The organism is Sphingomonas sp. Leaf198 (assembly GCF_001424005.1).
Taxonomy (GTDB): domain Bacteria; phylum Pseudomonadota; class Alphaproteobacteria; order Sphingomonadales; family Sphingomonadaceae; genus Sphingomonas.
Genome location: NZ_LMPX01000003.1, coordinates 150,694 through 168,536, shown reverse-complemented (window position 1 = coordinate 168,536; position 17,843 = coordinate 150,694). Strand labels below are relative to the sequence as shown.

The 17,843-nt window shown below is 66.0% G+C and carries 20 protein-coding genes, 1 tRNA gene and 1 riboswitch; of the genes, 12 read left to right on the top strand and 9 right to left on the bottom strand.

The annotated features are described in order from the left end of the window. Positions 1-386 precede the first annotated feature (386 nt). A complete protein-coding gene (locus ASG20_RS13360) occupies positions 387-935 on the top strand; it encodes a GNAT family N-acetyltransferase (RefSeq protein WP_056053610.1) in 549 nt (182 codons plus the stop codon). Here the strand turns inward: ASG20_RS13360 and ASG20_RS13355 are convergent. After that, on the bottom strand, positions 919-1,119 hold the full coding sequence (locus tag ASG20_RS13355) for a hypothetical protein (RefSeq protein WP_056053607.1): 201 nt from the start codon (positions 1,117-1,119) through the stop codon (positions 919-921). The two genes, ASG20_RS13360 and ASG20_RS13355, sit on opposite strands and share 17 nt — an antisense overlap. A 411-nt stretch (positions 1,120-1,530) precedes the next feature. Between ASG20_RS13355 and ASG20_RS13350 the strand changes: the two genes are divergently transcribed. The 5 genes from ASG20_RS13350 (at position 1,531) to thiC (ending at position 7,753) form a co-directional block, all read left to right on the top strand. Further along, complete coding sequence (locus ASG20_RS13350) at positions 1,531-2,040, top strand: DUF2141 domain-containing protein (RefSeq protein ID WP_231420596.1); 510 nt, start codon at positions 1,531-1,533, stop codon at positions 2,038-2,040. A gap of 70 nt (positions 2,041-2,110) precedes the next feature. After that, a complete protein-coding gene (locus ASG20_RS13345) occupies positions 2,111-2,974 on the top strand; it encodes a MipA/OmpV family protein (protein ID WP_231420597.1) in 864 nt (287 codons plus the stop codon). Between the two features lie 205 nt (positions 2,975-3,179). Beyond that, positions 3,180-4,199, top strand: a complete 1,020-nt coding sequence (locus ASG20_RS13340; protein ID WP_056053601.1) for a ferritin-like domain-containing protein — start codon at positions 3,180-3,182, stop codon at positions 4,197-4,199. 48 nt (positions 4,200-4,247) lie between these two features. Further along, positions 4,248-5,312: a ferritin-like domain-containing protein gene (locus tag ASG20_RS13335; protein ID WP_056053595.1), complete on the top strand. Its 1,065-nt coding sequence runs from the start codon at positions 4,248-4,250 to the stop codon at positions 5,310-5,312. Between the two features lie 374 nt (positions 5,313-5,686). After that, positions 5,687-5,796: riboswitch (TPP riboswitch) on the top strand. Between the two features lie 40 nt (positions 5,797-5,836). After that, positions 5,837-7,753: a phosphomethylpyrimidine synthase ThiC gene (gene thiC, locus ASG20_RS13330; RefSeq protein WP_056053591.1), complete on the top strand. Its 1,917-nt coding sequence runs from the start codon at positions 5,837-5,839 to the stop codon at positions 7,751-7,753. A gap of 36 nt (positions 7,754-7,789) precedes the next feature. Here thiC and ASG20_RS13325 read toward each other — a convergent pair whose 3' ends face one another. The 4 genes from ASG20_RS13325 to ung form a co-directional block, all read right to left on the bottom strand. Further along, the gene (locus tag ASG20_RS13325) at positions 7,790-8,116 is read right to left on the bottom strand and encodes a hypothetical protein (protein ID WP_056053589.1); all 327 of its coding nucleotides are present in this window, start codon (positions 8,114-8,116) and stop codon (positions 7,790-7,792) included. Between the two features lie 15 nt (positions 8,117-8,131). Next, positions 8,132-9,070 (bottom strand): hypothetical protein, encoded by a 939-nt coding sequence (locus ASG20_RS13320; RefSeq protein WP_056053587.1) that lies wholly within the window; start codon positions 9,068-9,070, stop codon positions 8,132-8,134. A gap of 375 nt (positions 9,071-9,445) precedes the next feature. Continuing rightward, positions 9,446-9,745, bottom strand: coding sequence for an alkylphosphonate utilization protein (locus ASG20_RS13315; RefSeq protein WP_056053585.1), 300 nt, complete (start codon positions 9,743-9,745; stop codon positions 9,446-9,448). After that, the gene (gene ung, locus ASG20_RS13310) at positions 9,742-10,440 is read right to left on the bottom strand and encodes a uracil-DNA glycosylase (RefSeq protein ID WP_056054722.1); all 699 of its coding nucleotides are present in this window, start codon (positions 10,438-10,440) and stop codon (positions 9,742-9,744) included. Before ung ends, ASG20_RS13315 begins: the two co-directional genes overlap by 4 nt. A gap of 203 nt (positions 10,441-10,643) precedes the next feature. Here ung and aguB point away from each other — a divergent pair, with 203 nt between their 5' ends. Beyond that, positions 10,644-11,504 carry an N-carbamoylputrescine amidase gene (gene aguB / locus ASG20_RS13305; protein ID WP_056053576.1) on the top strand — a complete coding sequence of 287 codons (861 nt, stop codon included), beginning with the start codon at positions 10,644-10,646 and terminating at the stop codon, positions 11,502-11,504. Between the two features lie 30 nt (positions 11,505-11,534). Here the strand turns inward: aguB and ASG20_RS13300 are convergent, their stop codons facing one another. Then, positions 11,535-12,110 (bottom strand): DUF4337 domain-containing protein, encoded by a 576-nt coding sequence (locus ASG20_RS13300; protein WP_056053573.1) that lies wholly within the window; start codon positions 12,108-12,110, stop codon positions 11,535-11,537. A gap of 68 nt (positions 12,111-12,178) precedes the next feature. On the opposite strand from ASG20_RS13300, the gene ASG20_RS13295 reads away from it, so the two are divergent. Beyond that, positions 12,179-13,216, top strand: coding sequence for an MBL fold metallo-hydrolase (locus tag ASG20_RS13295; protein WP_056053570.1), 1,038 nt, complete (start codon positions 12,179-12,181; stop codon positions 13,214-13,216). Between the two features lie 111 nt (positions 13,217-13,327). Here the strand turns inward: ASG20_RS13295 and ASG20_RS13290 are convergent, their stop codons facing one another. Then, positions 13,328-14,062 (bottom strand): uracil-DNA glycosylase, encoded by a 735-nt coding sequence (locus ASG20_RS13290; protein ID WP_082470971.1) that lies wholly within the window; start codon positions 14,060-14,062, stop codon positions 13,328-13,330. 22 nt (positions 14,063-14,084) lie between these two features. Here ASG20_RS13290 and folK point away from each other — a divergent pair, with 22 nt between their 5' ends. The 3 genes from folK to ASG20_RS13275 all read left to right on the top strand — a co-directional run bounded on the left by folK (position 14,085) and on the right by ASG20_RS13275 (position 15,368). Then, positions 14,085-14,594, top strand: coding sequence for a 2-amino-4-hydroxy-6-hydroxymethyldihydropteridine diphosphokinase (gene folK / locus ASG20_RS13285; protein ID WP_056053567.1), 510 nt, complete (start codon positions 14,085-14,087; stop codon positions 14,592-14,594). Between the two features lie 21 nt (positions 14,595-14,615). Further along, positions 14,616-14,691 (top strand) — tRNA-Lys (locus ASG20_RS13280). Between the two features lie 203 nt (positions 14,692-14,894). Then, the gene (locus tag ASG20_RS13275) at positions 14,895-15,368 is read left to right on the top strand and encodes a phosphatase PAP2 family protein (protein ID WP_168371633.1); all 474 of its coding nucleotides are present in this window, start codon (positions 14,895-14,897) and stop codon (positions 15,366-15,368) included. On the opposite strand, the gene ASG20_RS13270 is transcribed toward ASG20_RS13275, so the two are convergent. Both ASG20_RS13270 and galE read right to left on the bottom strand, forming a co-directional pair. After that, positions 15,348-16,181, bottom strand: a complete 834-nt coding sequence (locus tag ASG20_RS13270; protein ID WP_056053563.1) for an HpcH/HpaI aldolase/citrate lyase family protein — start codon at positions 16,179-16,181, stop codon at positions 15,348-15,350. The genes ASG20_RS13275 and ASG20_RS13270 overlap by 21 nt on opposite strands. Next, positions 16,178-17,176, bottom strand: coding sequence for a UDP-glucose 4-epimerase GalE (galE, locus tag ASG20_RS13265; protein ID WP_056053559.1), 999 nt, complete (start codon positions 17,174-17,176; stop codon positions 16,178-16,180). Before galE ends, ASG20_RS13270 begins: the two co-directional genes overlap by 4 nt. Positions 17,177-17,235: 59 nt before the next feature. On the opposite strand from galE, the gene msrA reads away from it, so the two are divergent. Further along, on the top strand, positions 17,236-17,778 hold the full coding sequence (msrA, locus tag ASG20_RS13260; RefSeq protein ID WP_056053556.1) for a peptide-methionine (S)-S-oxide reductase MsrA: 543 nt from the start codon (positions 17,236-17,238) through the stop codon (positions 17,776-17,778). Positions 17,779-17,843: the final 65 nt, after the last annotated feature.

The following is a 17,843-nucleotide window of genomic DNA, read 5'->3' as shown; positions in this document are numbered from 1 at the left end:
CTGCGTTGCCGGGAGCATGGGGGAGGCGAGGGAGGCGGGGCGGCAGACAGGAAAGGCTAACCTACCGATCCTCCCCGCAAGGGGGAGGTGGCAGGCGCTTGCCTGACGGAGGGGGAGGACAGGGAAACCGAGGTTCCGCATCCTCCCCCTCCGTCACCTCCCCAAGGCGCGGGAGGATCGAGCGATCGAGAATCGCGCCGTTCGCGCCGTGCGAAGGAAGAAAGCCGCTCTTGCCCCCCTCCCTGGAAGGGAGGGGAGAGCACGCGGAACAGATACCCGCCCTTCCAGGGAGGGGGAGTACGTGGCAACGATACCCCTCCCTCCAAAAAGGGGAGCGGGTCCAGCAACGGATACCCCTCGATCACAATCACCCTTAGACAGCAAGGATGCCCGCCCTCACATCCGCCCCCACGCTCACCACCGCGCGTCTCACGCTAACCGCCCACGCCGCCACCGATCTCGACGACTGCGCAGCGATGGCGGCCGACCCCCGCGTCTATGCAATGCTCACCGGCCAGCCGCGCACCCGCGAAGACGTCTGGATCCGCCTGCTCCGCTCCATCGGCCAGTGGACTGTGTTCGGCTACGGCAGCTGGATCGCCCGTGACACCGCCACAGGCCACCTCATCGGCGAACTCGGCCTGATCGAGGCCCGCCGCGCGATCGAGCCCTCGATCGACGCGACTCCCGAAGTCGGCTGGACGCTCACCGGCGACGCGCAAGGCAAGGGCTATGCCTCCGAAGCGCTCGCCGCGATCCTCGCTTGGACCGACGCGCGCATCCCCGCGACAACGTGCATCATCGATCCCGCCAACGCCCCCTCGATCCGGCTCGCCGAGCGCCTCGGCTACCGCCTGCGCACGACGGGCACGTACCGCGACGCGCCGATCCTGATCTTCGACCGCGCCGCGCCCGGCGCTATTTCTGCGCGGTGACGACCGGCGTCTGCACCGACGCGATCGGCATCGGATCGCCCGCCCGGTCATAGAACGTCATCAACACCAGCCCCAACGCCAGGATGCTGCCGGCGATCACGTAGATCAGCCTTTTGTGGTCCTTGCCCGTATCGCGGCCAATATTCCGCCCCGTATCCCCGCGCGCGGCGCTATGGTTTGCCATGCATCACTCTCCGAATTGGCAGGTCATCCTGCTCTGGGGAAGGAAGCTATCAGGATTCCACGCACTGCATAGAGCCTATTGCAACGCCAGGATTTTCCAGGACTTTGCATGCGCCGTCACTCCGGAGAACAGAGTAGCGGCCGTGATCGCGTGCATGCTGCGAAATATCCCATCACAGCCCCGCTCCCGGCCGACCGCCAACGGATGCTGTGGTACTTGCGCTACGGGTCCCGGCAATTCCGACCCCCGTCGGCATGCCAGGTTTGGCGATGACGGTCGCGACGGGTATGGGCGGAGGCTATCATGTGGTGCGGGAGGTTTTCCCGCGGTTCATGTGGCGGAGAGCAATGGGGGCACGACCGATCACGGTCGGTCGCCATCGGCGACATCATGAACGATACGGGTGCAAACATGGCCATCATTTCCGAACCTGGGATCGGCTCTGCGACACCGGCGAACACGGTGTTGAAGACTGGGCGGACCATGCCGCGGCGGCTGTACGGCGCGGCGGGTCTCGGCGCGGTGTGGATGATGCTGGCTGCGACCGCGCCGGTCACGCGGCTCGACGTCGAAGTCGACAATCTGCGCTCGGCGAAGGGGACGATCCGGATCTGCCTCACTGCCGATCCCGATAACTTCCCGGCCTGCGTCGACGATGCCAACGCGATGACCCGGTCGATCCCGGCCAGCGTCCATGCGACCAGCTTCCCCGGTCTGCCGCAACGCGCCTATGCGCTCGCGATCATCCACGACGAGAACAACAACGCCAAGCTCGATACGATCGCCGGCATCCCGCGCGAGGGCTATGGTTTCTCGCGCAATGCCGCGGTCCGGTTCGGCCCGCCGCGCTTTTCCGCCGCCGAGTTCACGCTCGCCGGTGATGCCGATATGCAACAGGTGAAAATGCGTTACATCTTCTGAACGATCGTCACGGACCGAATTCGGTTTCCCCGCGTTGCGCCGTGGAACCTTTTTGTCCGGAGCTTTTTCCTTGCGCGCATTCACTCTCTTTACGTCTGCCGCAATCGCGGTGCTCCTGACCGCCACGCCTGCGCTCGCGCAGACCGACCCCAACCCGTCGCCGCCGATCACCAGCGCGCGTGACAACAACCGCGTGACGGTCGCGGTCGGCGTTGCGTCGCTGCCCGATTACGATGGTGCAGACAGCAACGACTTCTCGCCCGTCGGCGCGGTGATCGGCACGGTGCGCGGCCATGACTTCTTCACCCGCGGCACGCAGCTGTACGTCAACCTGATCCCCAACACGGGCAACGTCGGCATCAACTACGAACTCGGCGTCATCGGCGGCATTCGTACCGATCGTACCGGCAAGGTCGACAACCGCCAGGTCCGCGCGCTCGGCAAGATCGACACCGCGTACGAAGTCGGCGGCTATGTCGGCATCGGCAAGACCGGCGTCATCACCAGCGACTACGATACGCTCACCGCACGTGTCGCCTATGTCCACGACGTTTCGGACACCTATGACAGCTATGTCATCACGCCGCAGATCAACTACACGACGCCGCTGTCGGTCCGTACGCTCGTCTCGATGGGCGTGTCCGGCGATTACGTCGGCAAGGGCTTTGGCCGCACCTATTCGGCGGTGACACCGATCGGCACGCTGAACAGCGGGCTGCGCACCTACGACGTCAACGACAGCGGCTTCCGCGAGATCAACGCGTCGCTGTTCGTGGTGCAGAGCCTGTCGGGCGATCTTCGCCACGGCTTCGGCGTCGGCGCCGGCGTGCTCTACGGCCGCCTGCTCGGCAAGTACAAGGACAGCCCGATCGTCGCCGATGTCGGCTCGGCGGATCAGTGGATGGGTGCGGTCGGCCTGACCTACACGTTCTGATCCCAACCTTACCGAGTCTGTTTCGGCAGGCTCGCAGGTCTTGCGAATAAATCACCCGCCCGGCGCATCCGGGCGGGTTTTTCGTGCGTACCTCGTTGTGGACTGGACTTTGCGATTTCGGACCTTAAACCATCATACGTCGCGATTAAGTCAATAAGAACAATACGATACCCGACCGTATCACCCACAAGGGGAGGACCCTGACATGACCGAGAGCGTGCACCTGATCGAAGCCCTCGACGCTCGCGCAGAGCGACGCAGCGAGCGGCGGGATTTCTTCAAGAACGCGCTCGGCGCGGCGGCGATCACCGCCGCCGGTGCGACCGCATTGTCCTTCTCCAGCGCGGCATCGGCACAGACGATCACCGACGCGGACGTGCTGAACTTCGCGCTCAACCTCGAATATCTCGAGGCGCAGTTCTACTCCTACGCCGCCTACGGCACCGGTCTCGACAACAGCCTGTTGTCCGGCACCGGCCAGCAGGGCGCGGTTCTCGGTGGTCGCCAGGTCACCTTCACCGACCCGATCGTGCAGCAATATGCCCGTGAGATCGCGCAGGACGAGATCGCCCACGTCAAGTTCCTCCGCTCGGCACTCGGCACCTCGGCCGTCGCGCAGCCCGCGATCGACGTCAGCGTCTCGCCGACCAGCGCCTTCTCGACCGCCGCGCAGGCGGCGGGTCTCGTCCCCGCCGGCACCGCGTTCGACCCCTATTTCTCCGACGAGAACTTCCTGCTCGGCGCGTTCATCTTCGAGGACGTCGGCGTGACCGCCTACAAGGGCGCCGCCCCGCTGCTGACCAGCAAGGCGTATCTCGAGGCGGCTGCCGGCCTGCTCGCGGTCGAGGCGTATCACGCCGCGATCGTCCGCACGACGCTGTACGGCAAGGGCATCGCGACTCCGTCGCTGCGCACCTCGGCCGATGCGATCTCGAAGGCCCGCGACAGCCTCGACGGGGGTGGCGCGAACACGATGATGTTCGGTGCCGGCGATCTCGATCAGGGCATCTCGCCTTACAGCCAGACGCCGACCAACCTCGCGACGACGCAGGCCGCCGTCACGACGTCGAACATCGTGCCGCTCGACGCCAACGGCATCGCGTATAGCCGCTCGACCAGCCAGGTGCTGAACATCGTGTATCTCAACAGCGGTGCGGCCTCGGCAGGCGGGTTTTACCCGTCGGGCATGAACGGCAACATCAAGACGAGCGTCGCGGCGAGCTGATCCAGCCCAACGCCCTTCGCTTTCTTCGCTATTCAGGGGATTAACCCAATGACCGACATCAAGAATACGCTCGAGATCTTCGACGCGATCGAAACCCGCCGCAACGAACGCCGCAGCTTCCTCCGGTTCGCCGGCGGCAGCGCGGTCGCGCTCGGCGGCGCCTCGCTGCTCGCCGCCTGCGGTGGTGACGACAACGACAGCGTGACGCCGGCTCCAACCCCCACGCCGACCCCGGCAACCGGCGTGACCGACCCTGACGTGCTGAACTTCGCGCTCAACCTCGAATATCTCGAGGCGCAGTTCTACGCCTATGCCGCATTCGGCGTCGGCCTCAACGCCAGCCTGCTGACCGGCGTCGGTACGCAGGGCGCGGTCGTCACCGGCACTGGTGCCGGCTTCCCGCGCCAGGTCGCCTTCCAGGACGTCGTCGTCCAGCAATATGCGCGTGAGATCGCGATCGACGAAGTCGCGCACGTCGCGTTCCTGCGCAGCGCACTCGGTGCGTCGGCCGCAGCGCAGCCCGCGATCAACATCTCGGGTGGCACGGCCGCCGCCCCCGGCGCGTTCAGCCTCGCGGCCCGCGCGGCAGGCGTGGTCGATGCGAACACCGGCGTGTTCGATCCGTATGCGGACGACAACAGCTTCCTGCTCGGCGCGTACATCTTCGAGGACGTCGGCGTCTCGGCGTACAAGGGCGCGGCACCGCTGATCAGCAACAAGACCTATCTCGAGGCCGCTGCCGGCATCCTCGCCGCCGAGGCCTATCATGCCGGTCTGATCCGCACGATCCTGTACCGCAAGGGTCTGCAGACACCGAACCCGATCACTGCACTGATCACCAACGCGAACAAGATCAGCGACGCGCGCGACAGCCTCGACGGCACCGTCACCAATGCGTCGACCGGCGTGATTGGCGACGACGACCAGGGCATCACCGGGTCGGACGCGACGATCTCGAACATCGTCCCGACCGACGCCAACGGCCTCGCCTACAGCCGTTCGACCGGCCAGGTGCTCAACATCGTCTACCTCAGCAAGGCCGCGGTCTCGCTCGGCGGCTTCTTCCCCGCCGGCGTCAACGGCTCGATCCGGACCAGCGCGGCAAACGCTTAGGGCGGCTTGCGCCAAGCTGGCGCAAGACTCGCCCAAGCGCGACCAGCGCAGCACAGCACGTCATAAGGCGTAGCTTTGCTACGACTGACGGCGCGCGGCGTAACAGGAAAGGCCGTCGCCCCAACCCAGGGCAGCGGCCTTTCTCGTTAAAGCCTCCCACCCACGCACAGAAACACCACCCCGGCGAAGGCCGGGGCCCAATCGGGGGACGGCGGTAACGATAACCGGTCCTTCGTCATATCCACTTTGCCAATTGGGCCCCGGCCTCCGCCGGGGTGGCGCACGCGAACTGCACGAGATCGCGCCGGCCCCATCACACCCGCGCACCCCACCACCAAGTTTCCCATTGCACCCCACCCCCAGCCGCCTATGCTCACCCCACCCCGGGGGAGCGCTTATCCGCGCTTGAGAGGAAGGCAGGAGCCTTCGACCCGCTGAACCTGATCCGGTTGATACCGGCGGAGGGAGGGAGCGGTCGCCACAGAACCGCAAGCCTTCGCTCCGAGACCCGTAGGAGCAAGCGCATGGCCATCGATACGCAATCCAAGACCGCAGACATCGGCGTCACCACCGGCCCGATCCGAGGCTCGCGCAAAATCCACGTAGCGGTCCCGACCAGCCCGGACGTCCGCGTAGCCATGCGCGAGATCGTCCTAGACCCGAGCTGCAGCGAACCCCCGCTACGCGTCTACGACACCAGCGGCCCCTACACCGACCCCCGCGCGAAAATCGACATCAACGCCGGCTTGCCGCCAATCCGCCGCGCCTGGATCGAAGCCCGCGGCGACGTCGAATCCTACGAAGCCCGAGAACTCCGCCCCGAAGACAACGGCGAGCTCGGCCCCGACCGCTCCGGCGGCGTCCCCCAATTCCCCGCCACCATCAAGCGCCCCCTCCGCGCGCGCGCCGGCGCCAACGTCAGCCAGATGCACTACGCGCGCCGCGGCATCATCACCCCCGAAATGGAATACGTTGCCACCCGGGAAAACCTCGGCCGCGCCATGCTGAAAGACTACAAGCGGGACGGCGAATCCTTCGGCGCGCAGATCCCCGACTTCGTAACCCCCGAATTCGTCCGCGACGAGATCGCTCGCGGCCGCGCGATCATCCCCAACAACATCAACCACCCCGAATCCGAACCGATGGCGATCGGCCGCAACTTCCTCGTCAAGATCAACGCCAACATCGGCAACTCCGCGGTCGCCAGCAACGTCGCCGCCGAAGTCGACAAGCTCGTCTGGTCGATCCGCTGGGGCGCCGACACGGTGATGGACCTCAGCACCGGCCGCAACATCCACGACACCCGCGAATGGATCCTGCGCAACTCGCCGGTCCCGATCGGCACCGTCCCCATCTACCAGGCGCTCGAAAAGGTCGGCGGCGTCGCGGAAGACCTCACCTGGGAGATCTTCCGCGACACCCTCATCGAGCAGGCCGAACAGGGCGTCGATTACTTCACGATCCACGCCGGTGTCCGCCTCGCCTACATCCCGATGACCGCGAAACGCGTCACCGGCATCGTCTCGCGCGGCGGCTCGATCATGGCGAAATGGTGCCTCAGCCACCACAAGGAGAGCTTCCTCTACGAGCGCTTCGACGAGATCACCGAGATCATGAAGGCGTACGACATCGCCTACAGCCTCGGCGACGGCCTGCGCCCCGGCAGCATCGCCGACGCCAACGACGAAGCGCAGTTCAGCGAACTCTACACGCTAGGCGAACTCACCCACCGCGCCTGGAAGAGCGACGTCCAGGTCATGATCGAAGGCCCCGGCCACGTGCCGATGCACAAGATCAAGGAGAACATGGACAAGCAACTCGAAGTCTGCGGCGAAGCGCCCTTCTACACGCTAGGGCCGCTGACGACGGACATAGCCCCCGGCTACGACCACATCACCAGCGGCATCGGCGCCGCGATGATCGGCTGGTACGGCACCGCGATGCTCTGCTACGTCACCCCGAAAGAGCATCTAGGCCTCCCCGACCGCGACGACGTAAAGGTCGGCGTAGTAACCTACAAACTAGCCGCCCACGCCGCCGATCTCGCCAAAGGCCACCCCGCCGCCCAGATGCGCGACGACGCCCTCTCCCGCGCCCGCTTCGAGTTCCGCTGGAGAGACCAGTTCAACCTCTCCCTCGACCCCGACACCGCCGAACAATACCACGACCAGACGCTGCCAGCAGAAGGCGCCAAGACCGCCCACTTCTGCTCGATGTGCGGCCCGAAGTTCTGCTCGATGAAGATCACCCAGGAAGTCCGGGACTTCGCAGCGAAGCAGAACGCGCCAGCGGATACGTTCCTGGCGGCCGACGTAGATCAAACCGACACCGACCGAGCGATCTTCGCCAAGGGCAGCCATGCCGATGCGGAAAAGGGTATGGCCGACATGAGCGAGCGCTTCCGCGAAAAGGGCAGCGAAATCTATCTGCCGGCGGAATAAGACGTGTCCGGCGGAGCGGTGGCGTGCTCCGCAGGATCACTCGCTGCCGAGCAAGATGCGCTCGACGATCGTTCGTACACCTTGCCAAATGTCGGGCAGATGCGACGTTAATAGCCGCTCGACCGCGAACGTCGGGTCGTACAGGGTCCTGCCGTTCGTATCGATGAAACCACGCCAGGCCCGGCCTGTGTGCGTCTCGGAATGAAAGACGAAACCGCGATAGCCGAGACCCTGGAGTTCGACGGCCCCTGGTGCGTGCTCGCTTAACGAGGCCAGCCGCGTCACCAGGGCCGTAGAACCAGGCGCGTCGAGCTCCCAGACCGGGTTTGGCCGGCCGCTGAAGATGTCGAGCTCGACGCGCATGCTGCAGGCCTAGCGTCAGTTTATGACGACGGACTTGCCGGCATAGAAGTAGCTGCAGAAATTGGTGTAGGGGCCCCGCGCGCAGGTTTCCGGATTGGTGATCACGACGCCGTTGCTGTCGAAGTTGCGCGCGGCGGTACCGCCCGGCTTGTGGCCCCAGAACCCTTCGCGCTGATGCCGATACCAGTGGTAATCCCAGCCCGGCGCGATCACCAGCGCCATCAGGCGGCGCGGGAACTGGGTGGCCGGCAAACACTCGCAACGATGCTTCAGGCCATCCGCCATCGCCGCGGTGGTGACGGTGTTGCACGCCATCGTCGACGTCATCGCGCCGTGCGCACGCCCCGGTTGCGCGAACGTGTTGGTGCGCCAGTTGCGCGCGTAATTATAACAGTTGTTGTAGGGCTGGGTCGCGCTTGTGTTCCAGAACGCGGGATTGAACTTGCTGACCTCATACTCGCATTTATCGCATTTCGGATCGTGGATCGTGCTGATCAACGGATTCGATCCGGGCTTTGGCGGCGCAGGCGGCGGTGAGGGGAGCGACTCCGGAGGGGCCGGCATGCGCGCGGTCAGGTCCATCCATTCGAGCGCCACATCGCGCAGCTTGGCATCGAGCGGGGTCAATGCGTGCTCGAGCAGGCGGACTTCGGAACGGATCGGCATCGCTTCGATCAGTTTTCGCGCGATCTCGCCACTGACCTTGGTATCGCTCGCCCCCGATGATCCGAGCGCGAACGGCATCGTAAGCTCGCGGCCAGAGTCCGCGTCGTCCATCATCGTCGCGATGCGGATTTCGCGAAATCCCAGTCCTGTATAGCCCTCGCCAGGCTCCGTAACGGCGCCCCGTGCTTCGCTGGCCAGGCCCAGGACCCGTTTCACCTCCTCGTCCTCGGTGACGAGCCAGGTCGGGTTAGGCCGACCCGAAAACATGTCGATTTCGATGCGTAGCATGACGGTCTTGCTCCCTGTCCAAAATGCCGCGCGTCTTGATCAGGCTGGATCTATCGACACCGGATAGCGCGCTGCTTTGCATGCGGGCTTGTCTGGATAGGAACACTCGATCCCGCGCCGCGATCCGATTAGGCGCAGAACCAAGAAGGATTGGCAAATAGTAGACCTCTGCAGATTGCTCCGTTTCGAGGGCGAATAGCAGAGCAGCGGGCATATAGCGTAGTATGCCGCTGAAGAATCAGTGTATCTTATAGAAATCTACTTCAATCAGACTGAACCGAGTCTTTTGAGTCCAAGGCGGCAAGAGCGCATGAATCATGCGAATACAGTAATGATGATAGAGAAAGTGTGCTCGAAAAAGTTTTATACCACGACTCACCGTTTCCGAACGAACTCCGCGCGCAGCACCAGTCCCTTGATCCCCTCGTACCGGCAGTCGATTTCCTGCGCGTCGCCGGTCAGCCGGATCGACTTGATCAGCGTGCCCCGCTTCAAGGTCTGCCCCGCGCCCTTCACGGTCAGGTCCTTGATCAACGTCACCTGGTCGCCGTCCGCCAGCACGTTGCCGACCGAATCGCGCACCACGACCGCGCCGTCCTCCGCCGCAACCGCGGTCGCCGCACCGCCCGCAACCCACTCGCCGGTCGCTTCGTCGTACACATATTCGTCGCTCATTGGTCGGTCTCCGGCAGCGCCCAGTCGATCGGCGCGCGCCCATGGGTTTCGAGAAAGGCGTTGGCCCGGCTGAACGGCCGCGATCCGAAGAACCCGGTCCGTGCGGCCAGCGGCGACGGGTGCGCGGACTGGATCACCAGATGCCGCCCGCCCTTGCTCACATCGTCGACGAACGCCGCCTTCTTCTGCGCATACGCCCCCCACAGCAGGAACACGACCGGTTTGTCCTGCGCGTTCACCGCCGCGATGACCGCATCGGTGAACCGCTCCCACCCCCGCTTATGGTGCGACGCCGCCTCGCCCATCCGCACGCTCAACACCGCGTTGAGCAACAGCACGCCTTGTGCGGCCCAATGATCCAGCATGCCATGGCGCGCCCGCGGGATCCCGAGATCCGCCTCCAGCTCCTTGTAGATATTCACCAGGCTAGGCGGCGTCCGCACGCCCTTCCGCACCGAGAAGCTGAGGCCGTGTGCCTGCCCCTCGCCATGATACGGATCCTGCCCCAGGATTACGACCCGCACCTGGTCGAGCGGCGTCAGTTCGAGCGCCCGAAACCGATCCGCGTCGTCGGGAAACACCCGGGCCCCCGCCGCCCGCTCGGCCTCCAGATACGCATCGAGCGCCCGCATGTACGGCGCGTCGAACTCGGAGCGCAGCGCTTGCCAGCTTTCGGGGAGGTTGGGTGTCATCATCTCCGGTCGCATGTCGGACAGGGGAGGGGAGTGTCAATCGCCGTCGCCCCAAAGCCGTCATCCTGGGCTCGACCCAGGATCCAGAGCCGCGAACGCTGTCCGATTTGGCTCTGGATCCCAGCGTTCGCTGGGATGACGGAGGAATGAGCCGGTCTCACGCGAAGGGCTCGCACAACGCGCCTCGCCCCATTATGTGAGCGCCCATGACCGAGATCACTGTCGCCGCGCTGCAGCTGGGCTTCACGCCCAACATCGACCGCAACATCGCCAACGTGTCGCGCCTCGTCCACGAGGCCGCCGCGAAAGGCGCGCAGGTGATCCTGCCCCCCGAGCTGTTCGAAGGCGAGTATTTCTGCCGCGTCGAGGACGAGGGCCTCTTCGCCAACGCCGCCCCCGTAGGCGAGCACAAGGCGGTGCTCGCAATGCAGGCGCTCGCCGAAGCGCTCAAGGTCACCATCCCGACCAGCTTCTTCGAGGCGGACGGCCCGCATCACTACAACAGCCTCGCGATGATCGGCCCCGACGGCAACGTGCAGGGCGTCTACCGCAAGAGCCACATCCCCGACGGCCCCGGCTATGAAGAGAAGTTCTACTTCCGCCCCGGCAACACCGGTTTCAAGGTCTGGCCGCATGCGTCGGAGGCGGGGCGGACGACGCTCGGCGTCGGCGTCTGCTGGGACCAATGGTATCCGGAGACGGCGCGCGCGATGATGCTGATGGGCGCGGAAATCCTGTTCTACCCGACCGCGATCGGCAGCGAACCGCATGACACCTCGCTCGACACCGCAAGGCTGTGGCGCCGCGCCATGGTCGGCCACGCCGTCAGCAACGTCGTCCCGATCGTCGCCGCCAACCGCGTCGGCGTCGAGCACGGCCAGACCTTCTACGGCACCAGCTTCATCGCCGACGAGCGCGGCGACATCCTTGCCGAGCTCGGCCGCGACGACGAGGGCGTGATCACCGCGACGATCAACCTCGACATCGTCAAGCGCCACCGCGCCGCCTTCGGCTTCTTCCGCGACCGTCGCCCCGACCTGTACGGCCGTCTGGTCCAGGACATCTGACGCTCCGATCCTCCCCCTGGCGGGGGAGGATTAGAACCAAGCCAGCCCAGCGAGCAACGCCCCCACCAGCGCAGCCGCGCCCGCAACCCAAAGGAGCCACCGCCGCCCGGTCAGCGCGGTAATCGACGCCAACGCGATCGCCACCTGGATCGCGGTCACCGCCAGCGCCAGCTTCGTATGCGGCCGCAGCGCCTCGTCCGACTCCCCATCCGCCGCCACCGAGCGCCGATCGAGCGTCTCCGCCTCTCGCTTCAGTGCCGTCCCGCGCGCCTTGTACCGCGCGATATCCGCCCGGTGCGTCGCCATCTGCGTCGCACCGAACCCCGGCGGCGCGAGGTCGACCTCCATCTGCGCGATGTGCCGCTTCAGGTCCTCCGCCTGGTAATAGCCCCACGCATCCGACGCTTGAGCCTTGATCAGTACCGCCTCGTTCTTGTGGAGCAGTGCCTCGTTCTGCGTATGCCCGCCGAGGAAGCTGGTCACCGCCGCCAGCGTCGCCAGGATCGCGGTGAACAGCGCGATCCGCTGGTCGAACGCCTCCCCGCCGGTCGCGCGCTCCTCCGACAGTTGCTCATGCAACCCGCGCACTTCGAAATCATCGTCCATGCTCGTCGCTCTGGCCCTCCGCGCGTGACTGGACGCTGATAATCGCGTGACATAGTCGTCAGCGCGTCATGATCCGCCCTCGCTCGATACTGCTCGCTCTCGCGCTCCTCGCCGGCTGCGCGACGCCGTCCGTGAAGACCATGCCGCCGAGCGATCACTTCAACGGCGAACGCTTCTTCAACCCCGACGGCGTGCAGGGCAGTACCGGCGAGCAGAAGCAGGGTCCGGTTGCGCTGCTCCGCAATCTGGTCAAGCCGCCCTACCGAAGCTGGCCAGAAGTCCCCGTAACCCCGACGCGGCCCCCGGCCCGGGTCGAGGGCCAGACGATGCGCGTCACCTGGATCGGCCATTCGACCGTGCTGGTGCAGACCCAGGGGCTCAACATCCTGACCGATCCGATGTGGCTCGAACGATCGTCCCCTGTCCAGTTCGTCGGCGTGAAGCGCGTCCGCGAACCCGGCGTGCGTCTCGCGGACCTGCCGAAGATCGACCTGATCCTGCTCAGCCACGACCACCGCGATCATCTCGACATGACCGCGATGCGAAAACTCTGGCACCGCGACAAACCACTGATCGTGACCGGCCTCGGCAACGACCAGATCCTCGCGCGCAGCGGCGTCCATGCGGTCGCGCGCGACTGGGGCGGGCGGGTGGCGTTGCGTCCCGGCATCGATGTGATCGTCGACCGCGCGCATCACTGGAGCGAATACGACCCCGGCGACCGCGACAAGACGTTATGGGCAGGCTTCACCGTGACGCTGCCCGGTGGGAACCTGTATTTCGCGGGCGACACCGGTCCCGGCGACATGCGCTGGGCCACCGAGGCGCGCCGCGCGGGGCCGGTCCGCCTCGCGATCCTGCCGATCGGCGCCTATCATTTCGCAGGGCACGAAACCGACAACCACATCGGCCCGGACCAGGCGGTGACCGCGTTCGAGCAGCTCGGCGCGGCCTATGCGATCGGCGTCCACTGGGGCACGTTCGAGCTGACGTCAGAGGGTATCAACGAGCCGCCCGAGCATCTCCGCGCCGCGCTGATCCGCGAACACATCCCCGCGAACCGCTTCCGCACGCCAGAGGCCGGCGAGGCCTGGGTGATCGAGTAAAAGCGCTGCCAACCCACGCCGTCATCCTGACGAAAGTCAGGATCCAGAGCCAAGCAGCGCCGTGTACTGTCATCCTGGATCCTGACTTTCGTCAGGATGACGGAGAGGGCTTCAGACCGCCCCGCGCAACTCCAGCGCCCGCTTGAACACCGCGTCGAACATTTCCGCTGTCAGTACGCCCGTATTCACGTTGTACCGCGAGCAATGGAAGCTATCGATCAGCACGCGACCATCGGGCATCACATGCTCGGCGCCATGGGCGAACCGCGCCTTGGGCAACCGACCGCCGAGCATCTTCACCGCCGACTGATGCGCGATATGCCCCAGTGCCACGAACACCCGCGCGGTCGGCACGGCATCCGCCTGCGTCTCGAGGAAAGGCCGGCAGGTGCGGATTTCCTCCGGCGTCGGCTTGTTCTCGGGCGGCAGGCACTTCACCGCGTTGAGGATGATCGCGCCGTCGAGCGCCAGCCCGTCCTCGGCTTTGGCGCCATACGTCCCGGTCGCCAGTCCGAACCGCCCCAGCGTCTCGTACAGGAACTGCCCCGCATAATCGCCGGTGAACGCGCGGCCCGTGCGGTTCGCGCCATGCTTCCCAGGCGCGAGGCCAATGATGCCGAGCCACGCGGCCGGATCGCCGAACGCAGGGACTGGCGCGTTCCACCAGGTCGGGAACTCGGTCCGCAACTGCTCGCGCACGCCGACGAGGCGCGGGCATAGCGGGCAGTCATGCGGCGGCTCGGTCTCGGGCAGCGCGGAGACGGGTACGAAGACCGTCGTGACGTCGACTTCGCCCGTCTCTTCGACGGTTTCGGGAAGCTCGTTGGTGTAAGGTGTGGAATCCATGGGATTGCGCTAGGCGGACCAAATGTCGCCTGCAACCCCGCACCCGACGATCGCGCAGGCCACAACCACCTACGCGATCGCGCTCGGCTCTAACCGGCGCGGCCGTCACGGGAGCCCCGAGCGGGAGATCGCCGCCGCGCTGGAGACGCTCGGCACTGTCGTCGCACGGTCGCCGACCGTCGGCAGCGCACCGCTAGGTCTCTCGAACCGCCGCTACGCCAACGCCGTCGCGCTGATCGAAACACAGGAGGACCCCGCAACGCTTCTGGTCCGCCTCAAACACATCGAGCGCACGTTCGGCCGCCGCCCCGGTCGCCGCTGGGGCAGCCGCGTGCTCGACCTCGACATCGTCCTCTGGTCCGGCGGCGCGTGGTCGTCACGCGGGCTCATCGTTCCCCACGCCGCGTTTCGCACCCGCAGCTTCGTCCTCGGCCCCCTCGCCAGCCTGATCCCGCAATGGCGCGATCCGCTGACCGGCAGAACGATCCGGCAATTGGCGCAATCGGTTGACCAAAAGCGACCGCGAGACTAGGTGCGCGGTCCACGATGGCGGGGGTCCGTAGCTCAGTTGGTAGAGCAAGCGACTTTTAATCGAGAGGTCCCGGGTTCGAGCCCCGGCGGACCCACCATCGATGCCTCGGGCGATGCGCCGAGCAGGCGGCGGCACGTCCCGGCGATTCTCGCGGGCGCATCGGTCGCGGCCGTCGGCATCATCTTTATCCTGCTGGTCGGTCTCGCGGTAGACCATTGGCCGTTCGCGTTCGATCGCGCGATCATCCTCGGCCTGCGCGCCTGGCACGGGCCGTCCTGGCTGCCGAACGTCGCGATCGACGTGACCGCGCTGGGCGGCGGCATCGTGCTGACGATCGTCGTGGTCGTCGTCACCGGTCTGTTGATCGTCCAGCGGCTATGGCTGACCGCGCTGGCGACGCTGGCCGCGAGCATCACCGGCGGGCTGATCGTCGATTTCGTGAAGGCGCAGGTCAACCGCCCGCGCCCCGACATCGTCGAACACCTCGTCACCGTTACCAACATGAGTTTCCCGAGCGGGCATTCGGCGAACAGCGCGATCGTCTATCTCACGCTCGCCGGCCTCGCGTCGCAGGTGACGGAGAACCGCGCGACCCGGCGCTATCTGCTGATCGTCGCGATCCTGCTGGTCGGCGCGATCGGCTGCAGCCGGGTGTATCTCGGCGTCCACTGGCCGAGCGACGTGCTGGCCGGATGGAGCTTCGGCACGCTCTGGGCGCTCGCCTGGTGGCTCGCTACCGCCCGCGTACGCGAGTCAATCGGCGGCGAGCGCTAGCAGCGCCTTCGCCGCCTTCAGATGCGGCGCGTCGACCATCCTGCCCTCCAACTGGAGCGCACCCGCACCCGGATTGGCGGCGAACAGGTCGACGATCGCCTGCGCCTTGCCACGCTCTTCAGCCGACGGCGTAAAGGCGGCGTTGATCACCGCGACCTGGCTCGGGTGGATCGCCATCATCCCCGTGAACCCGTCGCGCCGCCCGCGCGCGGCATAGGCGGCAAGACCGTCCAGATCGCGAAAGTCGGGATAGACCGTCTCGATCGCCGCCACCCCCGCGGCATGCGCGCCGAACAAGGTCAGCGACCGGGCGAGTTGGTACGGCGCGGTGTACGATCCATCCGCCTCGCGCGAGGTCGCCGCACCGATCGCGGCGGGCAGGTCCTCCGCACCCCAGGTCAGCCCGACAAGCCGCTGCGTCACGCCGCCATAGCTGCCGAGCGCGAAGATCGCCGCGGGCGTCTCGGTCGCGATCGGCAGGATCGCGATGTCGCCGCTCAGCCTGGCATCGAGCGCGGCCAGCGATGCGCCGCCTTCTGCCTTTGGCAGCATGATGCCGTCGGGTTTGCCGGGGAGGACCGCCGCGAGATCATCGTCTGCGAGCCCGGAGTCGAGCGGATTGATCCGCACGAACAGCGGCACCGTCCGAGGCTCGGCGAGGAACGTCGCCACATGTTCGCGTGCTGCCACCTTGCCGGCGGGCGCGACCGAATCCTCCAGGTCGAGGATCAGCGCGTCCGCCCCGAGCCCGAGCGCCTTGACCATCCGCTCGGGACGATCGCCCGGCACGAACAGCAGCGAGCGGAGTCTCACCGCCCCTTCTCCGCCAGCGCGCGCTCCCACGCCAGCGCATCGCGAACGATCCCGTCGAGATCGGCATGCCGCGGCGTCCAGTCGAGCGTCTCCAGGATCGCGCGATTGTCCGATATCAGCATCGCCGGATCGCCCGCGCGACGCCCTTCGAGACGACGCTCGATCGTCCGGTTGGTGACCTTGTCGACCGCATCGAGCACCTCGAGCACCGAGAAGCCCTTGCCATAGCCCGCGTTGAGCGTGTGGCTCTTGGCGGGTTCGGCGATCAGCACGTCCAGCGCAGCGACATGCGCAGCGGCAAGGTCGGTGACGTGGATGTAGTCGCGCACGCCGGTGCCGTCGGGCGTGTCGAAATCGGTACCGTAGACGCCGACCGCGTCACGCTTGCCGGTCGCGGCCTCGACCGCGATCTTGATCAGGTGAGTCGCGCCGACCGTCGACTGGCCACTGCGCCCCTGCGGATCGGCGCCGGCGACGTTGAAGTACCGGAGTGCGGCATAGTTCATCGGGTGCGCCGCTGCGACATCGCGCAGCATCGCCTCGGTCATCAGCTTCGACATGCCGTACGGGTTGATCGGCACGGTCGGATCGCCCTCCGCGACGGGTACCTTCTCTGGCGTGCCATAGGTCGCGGCAGTCGACGAGAAGATGAAGTGGGGCACGCCTTCGACCACCGCGCTCTCGATCAGTGCGCGGCTCGCGGCGGTGTTGTTGCGGTAATATTTGAGCGGATCGCTGACCGATTCGGGGACCACGACGGAGCCCGCGAAATGCATGATCGCCTTGACGTTATGCTCGCGGATCGCCGCGCGGACCTTCGCGTCATCGGCGACGTTCGCCTCTACGAGTGCGGCGCGGGCGTCGACCGCCCAGTCGAACCCGGTGACCAGATTGTCGAGCACGACGACATCGTAGCCCGCGTCGAGCAGCGCCAACACCGCGTGGCTGCCGATATAGCCGGCGCCGCCGGTGACCATAACCTTACCGTCGATCATACGCGTCTCCTCTTTGTTGCGCGGTAGCGACTTCCTATCTTGGGAGAAAGGAGATCGTGATGACGGATTATGTAACGCTCGCCGGCGGCTGCTTCTGGTGCACCGAGGCGGTATTCAAGGACGTGATCGGCGTGAAGAGCGCCGAAAGCGGCTATATCGGCGGGCACGTGCCGAACCCGAGCTACAAGCAGGTGTGCGGTGGCGACACCGGCCATGCCGAGGCGATCCGGATCGGCTTCGACCCGGAGCAGCTGAAGCTCGGCGACCTGCTCGACATCTTCTTCGCGACGCACGATGCGACGACGCTCAACCGGCAGGGCAACGACGTCGGTACGCAGTACCGCTCGGCGATGTTCCCGGCGGACGATGCGCAGGAAGCCGAGATGGAAGCTGCACTGGCACGCGCGCAGGCCGACTCGCCCAAGCCGATCGTTACGACGATCGAGCCGATGGACACGTGGTACGAAGCCGAGGGCTATCACCAGGATTATTGGGAAACCTCCGGCCGCTCGAACCCATACTGCATGGCGGTGATCCCCCCCAAGCTGCAGAAGCTGCGCAAGAGCTTCGCCGCACGGTCCAAGGCGGCGGTGAACGCTTAAGACAGAATGGGTTCACGCGAAGGCGCGAAGGCGCAAAGATGATGAAAGTTAATATGTCCGTTCCG

Bases quoted from the DNA above. Each gene is read 5' to 3' on its own strand.
- ASG20_RS13360 (WP_056053610.1), top strand. From the start codon at position 387: ATGCCCGCCCTCACATCCGCCCCCACGCTCACCACCGCGCGTCTCACG.
- ASG20_RS13355 (WP_056053607.1), bottom strand. From the start codon at position 1,119: ATGGCAAACCATAGCGCCGCGCGCGGGGATACGGGGCGGAATATTGGC.
- ASG20_RS13350 (WP_231420596.1), top strand. From the start codon at position 1,531: ATGGCCATCATTTCCGAACCTGGGATCGGCTCTGCGACACCGGCGAAC.
- ASG20_RS13340 (WP_056053601.1), top strand. From the start codon at position 3,180: ATGACCGAGAGCGTGCACCTGATCGAAGCCCTCGACGCTCGCGCAGAG.
- ASG20_RS13335 (WP_056053595.1), top strand. From the start codon at position 4,248: ATGACCGACATCAAGAATACGCTCGAGATCTTCGACGCGATCGAAACC.
- thiC (WP_056053591.1), top strand. From the start codon at position 5,837: ATGGCCATCGATACGCAATCCAAGACCGCAGACATCGGCGTCACCACC.
- ASG20_RS13325 (WP_056053589.1), bottom strand. From the start codon at position 8,116: ATGCGCGTCGAGCTCGACATCTTCAGCGGCCGGCCAAACCCGGTCTGG.
- ASG20_RS13320 (WP_056053587.1), bottom strand. From the start codon at position 9,070: ATGCTACGCATCGAAATCGACATGTTTTCGGGTCGGCCTAACCCGACC.
- ASG20_RS13315 (WP_056053585.1), bottom strand. From the start codon at position 9,745: ATGAGCGACGAATATGTGTACGACGAAGCGACCGGCGAGTGGGTTGCG.
- ung (WP_056054722.1), bottom strand. From the start codon at position 10,440: ATGATGACACCCAACCTCCCCGAAAGCTGGCAAGCGCTGCGCTCCGAG.
- aguB (WP_056053576.1), top strand. From the start codon at position 10,644: ATGACCGAGATCACTGTCGCCGCGCTGCAGCTGGGCTTCACGCCCAAC.
- ASG20_RS13300 (WP_056053573.1), bottom strand. From the start codon at position 12,110: ATGGACGATGATTTCGAAGTGCGCGGGTTGCATGAGCAACTGTCGGAG.
- ASG20_RS13295 (WP_056053570.1), top strand. From the start codon at position 12,179: ATGATCCGCCCTCGCTCGATACTGCTCGCTCTCGCGCTCCTCGCCGGC.
- ASG20_RS13290 (WP_082470971.1), bottom strand. From the start codon at position 14,062: ATGGATTCCACACCTTACACCAACGAGCTTCCCGAAACCGTCGAAGAG.
- folK (WP_056053567.1), top strand. From the start codon at position 14,085: ATGTCGCCTGCAACCCCGCACCCGACGATCGCGCAGGCCACAACCACC.
- galE (WP_056053559.1), bottom strand. From the start codon at position 17,176: ATGATCGACGGTAAGGTTATGGTCACCGGCGGCGCCGGCTATATCGGC.
- msrA (WP_056053556.1), top strand. From the start codon at position 17,236: ATGACGGATTATGTAACGCTCGCCGGCGGCTGCTTCTGGTGCACCGAG.